Annotated in this window: 12 protein-coding genes; 3 read left to right on the plus strand and 9 right to left on the minus strand. The window is 70.6% G+C overall.

Translation table 11 applies throughout. The features are described from left to right. Positions 1 to 112: 112 nt before the first annotated feature. Positions 113 to 664: a tetratricopeptide repeat protein gene (locus tag DDZ18_RS11330; RefSeq protein ID WP_109253505.1), complete on the plus strand. Its 552-nt coding sequence runs from the start codon at positions 113 to 115 to the stop codon at positions 662 to 664. Here the strand turns inward: DDZ18_RS11330 and DDZ18_RS11335 are convergent. From DDZ18_RS11335 to DDZ18_RS11365, 7 genes are all read right to left on the minus strand, one after another. Continuing rightward, complete coding sequence (locus tag DDZ18_RS11335; protein ID WP_109253506.1) at positions 661 to 1,479, minus strand: CheR family methyltransferase; 819 nt, start codon at positions 1,477 to 1,479, stop codon at positions 661 to 663. The genes DDZ18_RS11330 and DDZ18_RS11335 overlap by 4 nt on opposite strands. A 2-nt stretch (positions 1,480 to 1,481) precedes the next feature. Next, a complete protein-coding gene (locus DDZ18_RS11340) occupies positions 1,482 to 2,573 on the minus strand; it encodes a protein-glutamate methylesterase/protein-glutamine glutaminase (RefSeq protein ID WP_233245817.1) in 1,092 nt (363 codons plus the stop codon). A gap of 14 nt (positions 2,574 to 2,587) precedes the next feature. After that, on the minus strand, positions 2,588 to 2,953 hold the full coding sequence (locus DDZ18_RS11345; protein WP_109253507.1) for a response regulator: 366 nt from the start codon (positions 2,951 to 2,953) through the stop codon (positions 2,588 to 2,590). Positions 2,954 to 2,965: 12 nt separating this feature from the next. Further along, positions 2,966 to 3,418 (minus strand): chemotaxis protein CheW, encoded by a 453-nt coding sequence (locus tag DDZ18_RS11350; RefSeq protein ID WP_109253508.1) that lies wholly within the window; start codon positions 3,416 to 3,418, stop codon positions 2,966 to 2,968. 11 nt (positions 3,419 to 3,429) lie between these two features. Continuing rightward, the gene (locus tag DDZ18_RS11355; RefSeq protein ID WP_109253509.1) at positions 3,430 to 6,180 is read right to left on the minus strand and encodes a chemotaxis protein CheA; all 2,751 of its coding nucleotides are present in this window, start codon (positions 6,178 to 6,180) and stop codon (positions 3,430 to 3,432) included. Positions 6,181 to 6,268: 88 nt separating this feature from the next. Next, positions 6,269 to 6,937 (minus strand): histidine phosphotransferase ChpT, encoded by a 669-nt coding sequence (gene chpT, locus DDZ18_RS11360; protein ID WP_109253510.1) that lies wholly within the window; start codon positions 6,935 to 6,937, stop codon positions 6,269 to 6,271. Between the two features lie 42 nt (positions 6,938 to 6,979). Then, entirely contained in the window at positions 6,980 to 7,201 is a 222-nt protein-coding gene (locus DDZ18_RS11365) for a hypothetical protein (protein ID WP_109253511.1), read from the minus strand. Positions 7,202 to 7,436: 235 nt separating this feature from the next. Here DDZ18_RS11365 and DDZ18_RS11370 point away from each other — a divergent pair, with 235 nt between their 5' ends. Next, entirely contained in the window at positions 7,437 to 8,906 is a 1,470-nt protein-coding gene (locus DDZ18_RS11370) for a M23 family metallopeptidase (protein WP_109253512.1), read from the plus strand. 510 nt (positions 8,907 to 9,416) lie between these two features. Here DDZ18_RS11370 and DDZ18_RS11375 read toward each other — a convergent pair. After that, positions 9,417 to 10,223 (minus strand): dienelactone hydrolase family protein, encoded by an 807-nt coding sequence (locus DDZ18_RS11375; protein WP_109253513.1) that lies wholly within the window; start codon positions 10,221 to 10,223, stop codon positions 9,417 to 9,419. Between the two features lie 131 nt (positions 10,224 to 10,354). Here DDZ18_RS11375 and DDZ18_RS11380 point away from each other — a divergent pair, with 131 nt between their 5' ends. After that, a complete protein-coding gene (locus DDZ18_RS11380) occupies positions 10,355 to 11,347 on the plus strand; it encodes an aldo/keto reductase (RefSeq protein ID WP_109253514.1) in 993 nt (330 codons plus the stop codon). A 43-nt stretch (positions 11,348 to 11,390) separates the two neighbouring features. On the opposite strand, the gene clpB is transcribed toward DDZ18_RS11380, so the two are convergent. Continuing rightward, positions 11,391 to 14,021, minus strand: coding sequence for an ATP-dependent chaperone ClpB (gene clpB, locus DDZ18_RS11385; protein ID WP_109253515.1), 2,631 nt, complete (start codon positions 14,019 to 14,021; stop codon positions 11,391 to 11,393). Between the last annotated feature and the right edge of the window lie 191 nt (positions 14,022 to 14,212).

Below are 14,212 nucleotides of genomic sequence, written 5' to 3' on the forward strand. Positions count from 1 at the left end.
TCCCGACCACGCGAAGCCCCGGCGCTCTCCCGCCGGGGCTTTTCGCGTTCGGGGGCCGAGCGCGGTAGAGTGTCCCGGCTCGGGGGACGCGTGGCCGCAACGGAGCGCCGCCATGACCCAGCTGATCGCGCTTGTCGCCCTCGTCCTCGCCGCCCAGGCGGAGTCGCGCACCGTCCTGGGCTCCAGCGAGGCGCAGGCCTGTTTCGAGCTCGCCGAGACCGACATGGACGGGCGGGCGAGCTCCGTGCGCACCTGCCGCGAGGCGCTGTCGGGCGGCGGGTTGAGCATGCGCGACCGCGCCGCGACGCAGGTCAATCTGGGGATCCTGCTGCGCCGGGCCGGCCGGCTGGACGCGGCCCTGGCCGCTCACGACCGGGCCGCCGAACTCGCGCCCGACCTGGCCGAGGTCTACGCCAATCGCGGCGTGGTTCATCTCGCCGCCCGCCGGCCGCACGCGGCGGTCGCGGATTTCAACCGGGCGCTGGCGCTCGAGCCGGCCGAGCCGCATCTCGTCCGTTACAACCGGGCGCGCGCCCATGAATGGCTGGAGGATTATCCCGCCGCCTACGCCGACTACCGGCGCGCCGCAGCGCTGGCGCCGGACTGGGACCTGCCGCGGATTGCGCTGGAGCGTTTCGAGGTGAGTCGCGAACCGGAGGGTTAGGCCGCGGCGACCTTCACCGCCTCCGGCTTGGCGTAGAGGCCGCGCTGGCCCGGCACCGGCTTGAGCGTGTCGGTCAGACCCACGACGGTCTCGGCGGCGCCGAGGATGAGATAGCCGTCGTCGGCGAGCTGGTTCGACAGCCGCTCGAGAATCTCGGCCTTGGTCTTGATGTCGAAATAGATCAGCACGTTGCGGCAGAAGATGACGTCCTGGCGGCCGTAGCGGCTGAAATCGTCGAGCAGATTGCCGACCTCGAAGCGGATCTTCTGGCGCAGCTCCGGGCTGATGCGCCAGCTCTCCCCGGCCTGCTCGAAATGCTTCACCAGGCGCTGGACCGACAGGCCGCGCTGGACCTCGAACTGGCTGTACAGCCCCGCCTTGGCCTTCTCGAGCACGGACGGGCAGAGATCGGTGGCGAGGATCTCGGCGTCGATCCCGGCGAGCTCGTCGATCAGCATGGCCAGCGAGTAGGGCTCCTGGCCGGTCGAGGCCGCCGCGCACCAGATGCGCAGCCGCTTGCCCGCCCGGGCGGTCTTGAGCGCCGGCGCGATGACCTGTTCGAACGTGTCGAACGGCGTCTTGTCGCGGAAGAAGAAGGTCTCGTGAGTGGCCAGCGCCTCGGCCACGGCCGCGGCGATGCGCTCGTCGCCGCGCATCATCGAGTCGACGAGCGCCTCGACGCCGGGCGCGCCTTCCTGGCGGGCCAGCGGCGAGAGCCGGCTCTCGACGAGATAGCCCTTCTCGGGACCGAGGATCAGCCCCGATCGCTTCTTCACGTCTTCGGCGAGGAAGTCGAATTTCGCCTCGGGCAACATGGTCACGCCTCTCCTTTCATGCGCCGGGCGATTTCCGGGCCGATGTCCGCGATGGGCAGGATCGCGTCGGCGAGGCCGGCCTCGGCGATCGCGCCGGGCATGCCCCACACGACGCTTGTCGCGCGGTCCTGGGCGATGACGACCCCTCCGGCCTCGCGCACCTGGCGCGCGCCGTCGCGGCCGTCATGGCCCATGCCGGTGAGCACGGCGGCGACCAGCCCGCGGCCGGCGGCCTTGGCGCAGCTCGCGAACAGCGGATCGACGGCCGGCCGGCAGAAATTCACCGGCGGCGACTGGTCGAGCCGGGCGATGAAGGCGCCCGGCCCGCCGCTGATCGTCATGTGATAGTCCCCCGGCGCGATATAGACGCGCCCGCTCTGCAGGGCCTCGCCGTCGGCGGCCTCCGAGGCCGGCAGGCCGGCCTTGGTGAGGTGCTCGGCCAGGATCGCGGTGAACAGCTTGGGCATGTGCTGGGCGATCACGACCGGCGCGCGGGCGTCCTTTGGCAGGGCGACGACCAGCTCGCGCAGCGCCTGCGGCCCGCCGGTCGACGAGCCGATCGCGACGAGCTCGGCGCGGCCCGGCCGCGGCGCGGCGGCGGGGCGCGGCGCAGGCGCGGCCGCCGCCGGGGACGGCCGCGCGGCTTCGGCCTGCGGACTGAGCGCGGCGAGCTTGGCGAGCAATTCCTCGCGATACGCCTCGGCGCCGGAGACCCGGCCGGCCTCGGGCTTGGGCGCGTAGTCGGCCGCGCCCAGCGACAGCGCGCGCAGCGTGATCTCCGCCCCGTTGCGCGTGAGCGTCGAGGCCATGACGACCCGGGCGTGCGGGGCCGCCTTGAGGATGAGCGGCAGCGCGGTGAGCCCGTCCATCCGGGGCATCTCGATATCGAGCACGACGAGGTCGGGCTGCAGCTCGCCGGCCTTGCGCACGCCGATCTCGCCGTCGGCGCAGGTGGCGGCGAGGTCGAGGCGATGATCGGCCTCGATCCAGCGCGCGACCAGGCCGCGCACCACTGCGGAATCGTCGACCACCAGAACCCGGGGCTTGCGGCCGCCGGCCCGGGCCGCGTCGCGGGAAGACAGGGCTGCGCTCACGTGCGTTCCGCCTTTCAGACCAGGCCCACTTCGGCGAATTTCGACTCGATGATGTCGCTGTCGAACGGCTTCATCACGTACTCGTCCGCGCCGGCGCGCAGCGCCTGCGTGATGTGGGAGATGTCGTTCTCCGTCGTGCAGAACACGACGACCGGCTTGTTCCCGTTTTCCTCGCCGCGAAGCGTGATCAGGAAGTCGAGCCCGTTCATCACCGGCATGTTCCAGTCGAGCAGGATGGCGTCGGGCATGGCCTTGCGGCACTGATCCAGCGCCTCCTGGCCGTCGGCGGCCTCTTCGCAGGCGAAGCCCAGATCCTCCATGATCTTGCGCGCGACCTTCCGGATCACGCGGCTGTCGTCGACCACGAGACAGGTTTTCATCGCGCCGTTCTCCTAGGCCGCCGTCGCGGCGACATTGCCCGCGATCAACGCATTCAGGTCGAGGATGGCGAGCAGCTCGCCCTCCAGCCGGTGGACGCCCGTCACCAGCGCCCGCCAGTCCGCGTCGAGATGGGCCGGCGTGGGCTCCATGCTTTCCGGCTTGAGTCGCATCACCTCGCCGACCTCGTCGACGAGCACCCCGTAGAGCTCCGAGCCGAGCTCGAGACCGAGCGCCATGCAGGACGCGTCGGGCTCGCGCGGCGGCAGGCCGAGGCGGCGGCGCGCGTCGATTGCGGTCACGATGCGGCCCCGGAGGTTGAGCAGGCCGGCGATTTCCGCCGGCGCGCGGGGCACCTCCGTGACGCCCTGCGGCGAGAACACCTCCCGGATCTCGGCGACGGCCGCGCCGAAGAGCTGGTCGCCGATGCGGACGGTGACGTACTCGAATGTAGAGTCGTTGCTCATCGTCGTCTCCTTCACGCCGCGTCGCGTCCGGCGGTTTCGGCGGCCTTGTCGAGCGCGGCGATCAGGGCGCCCCGGTCGCCGGGCCGCAGCACGGCGGCGAGCCCCCCGACGCCGGCGCCGTAGCCGGCCTGTTCGCTGACGCCGAGGCGCGGCACGTCGGTCCAGAAGCCGTCCTCGGCGAGCTTGGCGAGGGCGGCCGGGTCGCCCACGATCGCGCCGTATTGCGCGCCCATCCGGGCGGCGTCCTTGGCTTCGTGCAGGCCGCTGGCGACGGTGACGTCATAGCCCGCCGCGGCCAGCAGCGGGGCCATCATGCGCCGGGCGAAAGCGTCGGCCTCGACCAGCAGCACGGCGCGGCGATCGGCGCTGGCGGCGGCGCTGCGCTGCGGCGTCCCCGCCCAGGCGCGCTCCATGTGCCAGGCGACGTCGATCACCTCGGTGGCCTTCTCCTTGACGATGGCCGAGCCGATCACGCCCGGCCGCTCGGAGCCCATCTCCAGGTCCAGGCTCTCCTCGACCACGTCGAGGATCTCGTCGACGGCGACGCCGGCCGACTTGCCGTCCTCGACGAAGACCAGGACCGGCTGGCGGCCCTCCGTCTTGAACGCGCCCGCCTCGGCGGCGTGGGCCAGCGGCAGCAGCCGGTCGCGGTACTGGACGACATGGCGGCCGTCGGCGATCTCGATGGTCGAGGCGTCGAACTCCTCCAGCCGCGTGATCAGGCTGACGGGCACCGCCTTGGGCTCCTCGCCGCCGGCGCGGACCAGCAGCAAGCGCTGGCGCGACGGATCGCTGCTCGCAGCGGTCTCGGCGACCGCCTCGTCGGAGGCTTCCTCGTCGGTGTGGGCGATCTCCTGGGCGATGCCGTTGGGATCGAGGATCATGATCACCGAGCCGTCGCCGAGCAGGGTCGCCCCGGAATAGGCGTTGATGTCGCGCAGCGCGCCCGAGAGCGGCTTGACCACGATCTCCTCGGTGTCGAGGACGTCGTCGACGACGAGGCCGATCTTGCGGCCCGCCGCTTCGAGCACGATCACGTAGCCCGAGACGCCGGACTCGTCTTCTCCCTCGGCCGCGGCCTCGGACAGGCCGAGCACCTCGTTGAGCGTGACCACGGGCAGGAGGCGGTCGCGCGAGCGGATCATGCGCGCGCCGTTGAGCGTCTCGACGGCCGTCTCGGAGCCGGCGCCGACGCGAATGAGCTCGCGCACCGCCAGCTGCGGCGCGGCGAAGCGCGCGTCGCCCACCTTGACGATGAGCGCCGACACGATCGCCAGCGTCAGCGGAATCTTGATCGAGAAGGTCGTGCCCTTGCCCTTCTCGGACTGCAGATCGATCGAACCGCCGATCTGCTCGATATTGGTGCGCACGACGTCCATGCCGACGCCGCGGCCCGAGAAGTTCGTCACCTGGGAGGCGGTGGAGAAGCCCGGCGCGAAGATGAAGCGCTGGATCTGCGCCTCGCTCATCGTGGCCAGCTCGGCCTCGCCGGCGATGCCCTTCTCGATCACCTTCGTGCGGATCTTGTCGGTGTCCAGCCCGGCGCCGTCGTCGGCGATCTTGATGATGATCGCCCCGCCCTCGTGATAGGCCGACAGCCGGATCGTGCCGGTCTCGCGCTTGCCCGCCTCCTTTCGCCGGTCCGACGACTCCAGGCCGTGGTCGGCGGAATTGCGCACCATGTGGGTGAGCGGATCCTTGATCAGCTCGAGCACCTGGCGGTCGAGCTCGGTGTCCTCGCCTTCCATGACGAGGTCGATCTTCTTGTCGAGATCCTGGGCGATGTCGCGGACGATGCGCGGCAGCTTGCGCCAGGCGTCGCCGACGGGCTGCATGCGCGTCTTCATGACGCTGTCCTGCAGCTCGCTGGTCACCGAGGACAGCCGCTGGAGCGGCGTCTTCAGGCTCGAGTCCTCGGTGTCGCGCACGATCTGGTGCATCTGGTTGCGCGCCAGAACGAGCTCGGAGACCGTCGTCATCAGGCTCTCGAGCACGTCGACATTGACCCGGATCGTGGACTGGACGCGCGCCGGCTCCCCGCCCGCCTCGGGCTTCGCCGGTTCGGCCTCGGACGCATTCGCCGCAGCGGCGGTCGCGGGCTCGGCCGGCGCCGCCGCGGCCGGCGCGGGTTCGGCCTCGGGCCCCTCATCGTCTTCCACGGCCGCCTCGCCGGTCTCGATCTCCGGGCCCTCGGCGGCGGCGAAGGCCGCTTCGAGATCGGCGAGCGAGACTTCGCCCGGCCGCAGCTCGCGTCCGAGATCGGAGTCATAGCCTTCGGCCTCGGCGCCGTCGTCGGCGGCCGCTTCAGGCGCGGGATCTTCGGACGCTTCGTCAGCGGGCGCGGCGGTTTCAGAAGGGGGCGTTTCGGCCGGCGCGGCCGGGGCCTCGCCGGCGGCGCGCTGCTCGAGCTGGTCGATCAGATCGCGATCCGCGCCTTCGGGCTCCTGCCCGGTCGACTCCAGCGCGTTCATGATCTCCTTGGTGCGGTCGAGCGACTGCAGCACCAGCGTCACCGCCGCGCTGTCGGCGACCAGCTCGCCGTCGCGGAACTTGCCGAGCAGCGTCTCGCCGGCGTGGGCGAGCGCCTCCAGCCGCGTCAGGCCGAGGAATCCGCACGTTCCCTTGATGGTGTGCAGAAGCCGGAAAATGTTGTCGAGCGTGGCGCGGTCGGTCGGGTCGGACTCGAACTTCACGAGTTCGGAGTCGATTGTGTCGAGACTTTCCGACGTCTCCGCGATGAATTCGCCGATCAACTCGTCCATGAGTCGTCCCCCGAGCGCAGCATGCAGCGGTCGGATTCAGACTTTCACGCGGACAGTTAACGGAAGGTTGGGCAGGCCTGTTATTTACTTATGCCGCCTGCGCGGCGCCCGGAGCCAGCAGCGCGGTGAACTCGACGCGCTCCTCGTCGGCGTGGGCGCTGGCGCGACCGCCGAACTCGCGGGCGATCAGACCGGCGTAGTAGGGCTGGATCGAGCGGCCGTCATAGCCGTTCTCCGGCGCGCGGCCCTCGAGCGCCTCGCCATAGGCCGGGTCGAGACGCACTTTCGGGCCCGCGGCGACCAGGCGCAGCCGCGCGCCGCCGTCGGACTGGGTCTTCGCCTCGATCGTCACCGTGCCGCCGCGCGGCGCGGCGTCGACGCCGAGCCAGATCAGGTTGAGCAGGACGCGCGCGGCCGGCTTGTCGAGTCCGTCGGCCTCGTCCTTCCAGACCAGCTCGGGCTTGTGGTCGCCGAACATCGCATCGGCGAGGCGCCGGATTTCGGCCATCTCGATGACGCCGGGTTTCGATCCCGCAGCACCGAACGCCAGCCGGGCGTACTCCAGCTTGGCCTGCGCCTGCCGGGCGCCGGTGCGCATGAGTTCGACGGCGTCGTCGCGCATGTCGACGGCGTTTTCGTCGTCGAAAACGCTCAGCGCCGCGCCGAGCGCGCTCACCGGGCTGACGAGATCGTGGCACAGACGCGCGCACAGAAGTGCGGCGAGATCGGCGGCGGTGGGAGTGTTCGTGTCGCTCATGCCCGACTCTCTAGCCGATTCTCGACGGTGAAAACGTTAACGTCAGAGATCGCGGTCGATGTCGTCCCAGCCCCGGCGGCTGGAGAAGAACACCAGCGCCATCAGCCCGCCGCCGACGAGCAGGCTGAGCACGGCGCCGATCACGAGCGCGACCCAGCCATGCCCGCTCATCTGGGTGTCGACGCCGACCCAGGCGCGCGCGGCGAACAGGATCGATACGACAAGGAAAGCGCCGAGGACGGCGATGAGAAGCGCGGTCTTCAAGAGACTACTCCGGGCCCGGATTCGGGCCGAGGCTGGACCTTTCGGCCGAACACCTCATATTCACGAGAGATTAACGGCCCTTGGCAAGGGTGGTGGCGCAGGTCAACATGACGCATGCAGCGCTGCGCGGCCTTGCGGACTCGCCCGTCGCGGCCTGCTAGTTGCTTCGACAGGCCCGGCGCGTAATTCGGGGGCGAGCCCGCCGGCGCGAAGCGAGAAGGGAATCGCTCTCATCATGTCCGGTTTCGACGTCCGCCTGGCAGACGCCCGTCGCTCCCGCGCCCTGACCTTTTTCGGCACGCTCGGTCTCGCCCTGCTGGTTCTGACGGGTCTGCTGATCTCGCGCGTGCCGCGCTCGAGCAGCGACGCCGAGGCCGCCGCGCCCGACCCGGCCGCCGAGCGCGTCGTCGCCGAGACCGAACGCAGCGCGCCCGAGCCCGAGCCCCTGCTGTCGGGCCGCGCGCTCGTGCGCGCCGAGCACGAGGTCTTCACCGGCTGCGCCGACTGCCGGCCCGCCGTCGATCAGCGATCCGTCACCGTGCGCCGGGGCCAGACCTTCGCCAGCGTACTCGATAACGCGGGCGCCGGACGGGTCGAGGCCGCCCGCGCCATCGCCGCGCTCGATCCGCTGTTTCCCGCCCGCGACCTGCGCGCCGGCCAGGACCTGACGCTGTATTTCGAGCCCGGCGAGGAGGACGGAACGCGGCTGGCCGGCCTGTCCTTCCGTCCCGACGCCGACCGCACGCTGACCGTGGCGCGCCACGGCGACGCGTTCCGCGCCCGCGAGGCGATCGTCAGCTTCGAACGCGAGCTGGTCCGCGCCGACGGCGAGGTCGATTCGAGCCTCTATCTCTCCGCGATCGACGCCGGCGCGACCGACCGCATCGTCGTCGAGGCCGCCAAGGTGCTCGGCTTCGCGGTGGATTTCCGCGCCATCTATCCCGGCGACACGTTCGATGTCGTCTTCGAGCGCTTCGTCGATCCCCAGGGCGAGGTCGCGCGCACCGGCGACATCCTCTATCTGGCCTTCGACGGCCGCGGCGAGCCGCTGGAGTATTTCCGCTACGAGACGCCCGACGGCGAGATCGGCTACTACACCGCCGAGGGCGAGAGCGCCCGGCGCATGCTGATGATGACGCCGATCAACGGCGCCCGCCTGTCGTCGCATTTCGGCATGCGCTTCCACCCGGTCCTGCAGACCAATCGTCGCCATAACGGCACCGACTTCGCCGCGCCGCGCGGCACGCCGATCATGGCCGCCGGCCACGGCGTGGTGGAGCGCGCCAACCGCTACGGCTCGTTCGGCAACTATGTCCGGATCCGCCACTCGAACGGCTACAAGACCGCGTACGCCCACATGCAGGGCTTCGCGCGCGGCGTTCGCTCGGGCGCGCGGGTCCAGCAGGGCCAGACCATCGGCTATGTCGGCACGACCGGGCGCTCGACCGGTCCGCACCTGCATTACGAGGTCCATCTCAACGGCGATCCGGTCAATCCCATGCAGCTCGACCTGCCGACCGGGCGCACGCTCGAGGACGAGGAACTGCCGCTGTTCGAGGCCGAGCGCGACCGCATCCTCGCCATCCGCGACGCCGCGCCGGACGCGACGTCCGAGCCCTCGCCCGAGGACGGCCTGCCGCCGCTTCTCGTGGCCGAGCGGCGCGACCCGCCCGCGACCCGCCGCGGCGGCGACGCGAGCGAGTAGGCGGCGGAACGCTTCCCGATCGATGGCTGATTGAATTCCCGGAAGCCGCGCAGCGGCTATCCGGGACCTCCCGGCGATTGCTCTCCCGGAGGCCCCGGCTCTCCCCCGGACCAAGTCCGGGGATCGGCCGGGTTTCAGGCAAGAAAGCCCCCACCCGGCCGGACCTTCGGTCCGTCCACCCTCCCCACGGAGGGGGAGGGAGGGCGCGCTCGCATCCGTTCGTCCGCAGACACCGGCGCCCGCCGCAACCTGACTCCCTCCCCTCGACGGGAGGGATGGGGTGGGGTGGTTGACTTGTCGGGCGCGCCCGAGGACCGAGCCGATATCGCAAGGTTTCCGATTCTTCAGTGCGGGCGCCGGAGAAGGGACACCGGGCCCCGGAGGCGATGGAACAAGCGGCCCTCATCCTGAGGGCCCCGATCCCCGTCCTTCGAGACGCTCGCTTTGCTCGCTCCTCAGGATGAGGGGATCGGGGCGTCTCGAAGGACGAGGGTCGTCTTACGAACTTCCTTACTTCAGCCGCTCGGTGAGAAATCCCAGCACGTCGCGGGCGGCCTCGAAGGTCGGCTCGCCGTCGGCGGCGATGAGGTCCTTGGTGAGCACGGCGTGGGGAAACGGATTGCCGTGAGGGTTCTGCGCGCTGTCGGGGAGCACCCGGGTCTCCAGCCGGTCGCCGAGCAGGTCTTTCAGGGCGGCGAAGCGCTCCGCCTTGCAGGACGGATCGCCGTCGAAGCGCAGCGCCATCACCTTCAGGTCCTCGCGCTTCGACAGCGCCTCGGCCTCCTCGGGCTGGAGATGGATGGAGCCGGCTTCGTTGAACGGCAGCGCCGGTTCGCCGGCGACGGCGGCCCGGACGCTCGGATCGACGGCGACCGACCAGGCGAAATTGCCCGTCAGGCACAGCCCCACCGCGGCGACGCCCGGTCCGCCGCGCTCGGCGTGGACATGCCGGGCGAGCGCGCGCAGCCAGTCGGAGACCGGACTGCCGCCGGATTTGGCGAACAGGCGGATCTCGCGGCTGACGCAGGCGCGCGCCATCCCGCCGACGCGGCCGTGCAGCTGGTGGAGCTCCTCGAGCGGCGTGCCCGGCCCGTCATAGAGCGCGGGCGCGTAGACGCGGAAGCCGGCGGCCTCGATCCAGCGGGCCAGCCGCCAGAACTCGGGCACGAAGCCCGGCAGCTCGTGCATCAGGATGACCCCCGGCCCCGCCCCGGAGACGAGCACGGGATGCGTCGCCCCGCCGGCCTCGAACTCGAAGACCTCCTCGAACGGCGTGCGGTCGTCTTTCGCGAGGACGTCCGAGAAGGGGGCGGGCATGAGCGGCTCCGGCGGTTGGCTGGACCGGCGAGGCTAATGCGGGGACGCGACGCCGGACAGACCCTGATTGTCGATGCGGACGCCGCCGGCGCCATGCTAGGAGTCGCGTCCCCCAGCGAACGGAGCTCGCCATGAAGCATCTCCAGATGACGGGCGTCGACCGCCCGGTCTCGCGCCTCGGCCTCGGCTGCATGGGCATGTCGGAATTCTACGGCCCGCCGTCGGACGACGCGGATTCGTTCGCGGTGATGGCGCGCGCGCTCGAACTCGGCGTGAATTTCTTCGACACCGCCGACATGTACGGCCAGGGCGAGAACGAGCGGCTGGTCGGACGCTTCGCCGCCGATCGCCGCGACGACATCGTGATCGCATCGAAGTGCGGGATACGGCGCGACGGAAACGGCGCGCTGGCCGGGGTCGACACATCGCCGAGCTATATCAAGCAGGCCTGCGAGGCGTCGCTGGCCCGGCTCGGCGTCGAGACCATCGATCTCTACTATCTGCACCGCCTCGACGGCGTGACGCCGGTCGAGGACTCGATGGGCGCGCTCGCCGACCTCGCCCGCGAGGGCAAGATCCGCGCAGCGGGGCTGAGCGAGGTGAGCCCGGAAACGCTGAAGCGCGCCTGCGCCGTGTTCCCCGTCAGCGCGGTGCAGAGCGAGTACTCGCTGACCACCCGGGACCCGGAGGACGGCATGCTCGCCGCCTGCGAGGAGACCGGCTCGGCCTTCGTCGCCTATTCGCCGCTGGGCCGGGGCCTGCTGACCGGGGCGATCCGTTCGGCGGAGGACCTGGCCGAGACCGACCTGCGCCGCACCGGCAACTTCCCGCGTTTCTCCGGCGACGCGCTCGCTCACAATGTCGCGCTCGCCGACCAGGTCGCGGCGATCGCCGGCGAGAAAAACGTCACGCCCGCCCAGATCGCGCTGGCCTGGCTGCTGCGCCGCGACAATGTCGTCCCGATCCCGGGCACGCGGAAGATCGCCCGGCTTGAGGAGAATGTCGGCGCGCTGGACGTGGCGCTGAGCGACGCCGACGCCGCCCGGCTCGAGGCCGCCGTGCCGCCCGAAGCGGTCGAAGGCGAACGCTACAGCGAAGCGAGCATGCGCGCGGTCGGCCGCTAGATAGCGAAACGCCCCGGCCGAAGCCGGGGCGTCGCAGGGATCGCTACTGGATCACGGCCTCGAGCGGCGGCCGGGAGTCGCGTCCCACCGGCTTGCCGTTGACGGTGAGCAGGCCGGCCTCGGTCGAGACCCTGATCTTGTCGCCGTCCTCGAGATCGCCCTCCAGGATGAGCCGCGCGATCGGGTCCTGCAGCTCCTTCTGGATCACGCGCTTGAGCGGCCGCGCGCCGTAGGCCGGATCGTAGCCCTTCTTGGCCAGCCACTCGCGGGCGGCGGCGTCGAGCTCGATCGTCATGCGCCGATCCTCCAGCAGCTCGGCGAGCCGGGCGACCTGGATGTCGACAATCGCCGTCATCTGGTCCTCCTCGAGGCGGCGGAACAGGATGGTCTCGTCGATCCGGTTGAGGAATTCCGGCCGGAAGGCGCCGCGCACGGCGTCCATCACCTGGTCGCGCGCATTCTCGACATCGCCCGACAGCAGGAATTCCGAGCCCAGGTTCGACGTCATGATGATCAGCGTGTTGCGGAAATCGACCGTGCGGCCCTGACCGTCGGTCAGCCGGCCGTCGTCGAGCACCTGCAGCAGCACGTTGAAGACGTCGTGGTGGGCCTTCTCGACCTCGTCGAACAGGATCACCTGGTAGGGCCGGCGCCGCACGCTCTCGGTGAGCGCGCCGCCCTCCTCGTAGCCGACATAGCCCGGCGGCGCGCCGATCATGCGGCTGACGGCGTGCTTCTCCATGTACTCGGACATGTCGAGCCGGGTGATGGCGGTTTCATCGTCGAACAGGAACTCGGCCAGCGCCTTGGTGAGCTCGGTCTTGCCCACGCCCGTCGGGCCGAGAAACAGGAAGGAGCCCATCGGCCGGTTCGGATCCTTCAGCCCGGCGCGGGACCGGCGCACGGCGTCGGAGACGGCGGCGAGCGCCTCCTCCTGGCCGACGACGCGCGCGCGCAGGCCGTCCTCCATCTTGAGCAGCTTCTCGCGCTCGCCCTCGAGCATCTTCTCCACGGGAATGCCGGTCCAGCGCGAGACCACCGAGGCGATCTGCTCGTCGTCGACGCGCTCCTTGACCATGTGGGCCTTGCCGTCGCCGTCGGCGGCCGCGTCGTCGGCGGCCTCGGCCGCGGCGATGCGCTGCTCCAGGTCGGGGATCTGGCCGTACTTGATCTCGGAGGCCTTGGCGAGATCGCCCCGGCGCTCGGCGTCGGCGAGCTCGGCGCGCAGCCGGTCGAGCTGCTCCTTGATCTCGGTGGCCGAAGCGAGCTTGTCCTTCTCGGCGCGCCAGGCCGCGGTCAGTTCGGCCGAGCGGCTCTCGAGCTCCGAGAGCTCCTTGTTGAGCGTCTCCAGCCGCGCCTTCGAGGCGTCGTCCTTCTCCTTCTTGAGCGCCTCGGCCTCGATCTTGAGCTGGATGATGCGCCGGTCGAGCTCGTCGAGCTCCTCGGGCTTGGAATCGACCTGCATGCGCAGCCGCGCGGCGGCCTCGTCCATCAGGTCGATCGCCTTGTCCGGCAGGAAGCGGTCGGTGATGTAGCGGTTGGACAGCGTCGCGGCGGCCACGATCGCGCTGTCGGAGATGCGCACCCCGTGGTGGACCTCGTACTTCTCCTTGAGCCCGCGCAGGATGGACACGGTGTCCTCCACGCTCGGCTCGTCGACGAAGACGGGCTGGAAGCGCCGCGCCAGCGCGGCGTCCTTCTCCACGTGCTTGCGGTACTCGTCGAGCGTCGTCGCGCCGATGCAGTGCAGCTCGCCGCGCGCGAGCGCCGGCTTGAGCAGGTTCGAGGCGTCCATCGCCCCGTCCGTCTTGCCGGCGCCGACGAGCGTGTGCATCTCGTCGATGAACAGGATGACCTTGCCCTCGGCGGCCTCGATTTCGGACAGCACCGCCTTCAGGCGCTCCTCGAACTCGCCGCGATATTTCGCCCCCGCGATCAGCGCGCCCATGTCGAGGGCGAGCAGGCGCTTGTCGGCCAGGCTTTCGGGCACGTCGCCGTCGACGATACGAAGCGCCAGGCCCTCGGTGATGGCGGTCTTGCCCACGCCGGGCTCGCCGATCAGCACGGGATTGTTCTTGGTGCGCCGCGACAGCACCTGGACGGTGCGGCGGATCTCCTCGTCGCGGCCGATGACCGGGTCGAGCTTGCCCGCGCGGGCGGCCTCGGTGAGGTCCGTCGCGTACTTCTTGAGCGCGTCATAGCCTTCCTCGGCCGACTGGCTGTCCGCGGTGCGGCCCTGCCGGAGAGCGTTGATCGCCTCGTTGAGCGCCTGGGGCGTGAGGCCGGCCTGCTTGAAGATCTCGGCGGGCTTCGTCCCGGTGGTGATCGACAACGCCTGCAGCAGGCGCTCGGCGGCGACATACTCGTCGCCGGCCTTCTTCGCGGCCTCTTCGGCGGTGGAGAACACCTCGGCGGTCTTCGGCGCGAGATAGAGCTGGCCGGAGCCGCCCTCGACCTGGGGCAGCGCCTCGACGGCCCGTTTCGTCAGGTCGGCGACCTGGTCGGGCCGCGCGCCGGCGGCCTGGATCAGGTTGGCGGCCAGACCGGTCTCGTCGTCGAGCAGCGCCTTGAGCATGTGCTCGGGCGTGAACTGCTGGTGCTTATTCTTGAGCGCCGCGTTCTGCGCGGCCTGGATGACCGACCGCGCGCGGTCGGTGAACTTCTCGAAATCCATCTATGCGCCCCCTGGGAGCTTCAGCGAGACGTGTGCCGGGCGGGCGCCTTGCTCGAAGCGCGCCGCGCCCGGCGGTTCAGCCTCGATGTAGGTGTGGCGCAACTGTCACACAAGTGACCACGCCCGGCGTCGGGGCATTTTCGGGTGCGACATCGCGTCCGCGCAAACAAAAACCGCCGGCTCGCGCGGAG

The sequence above is a fragment of the Marinicauda salina genome (genome assembly GCF_003122085.1).
Taxonomy (GTDB): Bacteria; Pseudomonadota; Alphaproteobacteria; order Caulobacterales; family Maricaulaceae; genus Maricicauda_A; species Maricicauda_A salina.

What these genes read in the sequence shown, in the direction of transcription:
- DDZ18_RS11335 (WP_109253506.1), bottom strand. Translation starts at nt 1,479, where the DNA reads ATGTTGCCCGAGGCGAAATTCGACTTCCTCGCCGAAGACGTGAAGAAG.
- DDZ18_RS11355 (WP_109253509.1), bottom strand. Translation starts at nt 6,180, where the DNA reads ATGGACGAGTTGATCGGCGAATTCATCGCGGAGACGTCGGAAAGTCTC.
- DDZ18_RS11370 (WP_109253512.1), top strand. Translation starts at nt 7,437, where the DNA reads ATGTCCGGTTTCGACGTCCGCCTGGCAGACGCCCGTCGCTCCCGCGCC.
- DDZ18_RS11350 (WP_109253508.1), bottom strand. Translation starts at nt 3,418, where the DNA reads ATGAGCAACGACTCTACATTCGAGTACGTCACCGTCCGCATCGGCGAC.
- DDZ18_RS11380 (WP_109253514.1), top strand. Translation starts at nt 10,355, where the DNA reads ATGAAGCATCTCCAGATGACGGGCGTCGACCGCCCGGTCTCGCGCCTC.
- DDZ18_RS11345 (WP_109253507.1), bottom strand. Translation starts at nt 2,953, where the DNA reads ATGAAAACCTGTCTCGTGGTCGACGACAGCCGCGTGATCCGGAAGGTC.
- chpT (WP_109253510.1), bottom strand. Translation starts at nt 6,937, where the DNA reads ATGAGCGACACGAACACTCCCACCGCCGCCGATCTCGCCGCACTTCTG.
- clpB (WP_109253515.1), bottom strand. Translation starts at nt 14,021, where the DNA reads ATGGATTTCGAGAAGTTCACCGACCGCGCGCGGTCGGTCATCCAGGCC.
- DDZ18_RS11375 (WP_109253513.1), bottom strand. Translation starts at nt 10,223, where the DNA reads ATGCCCGCCCCCTTCTCGGACGTCCTCGCGAAAGACGACCGCACGCCG.
- DDZ18_RS11330 (WP_109253505.1), top strand. Translation starts at nt 113, where the DNA reads ATGACCCAGCTGATCGCGCTTGTCGCCCTCGTCCTCGCCGCCCAGGCG.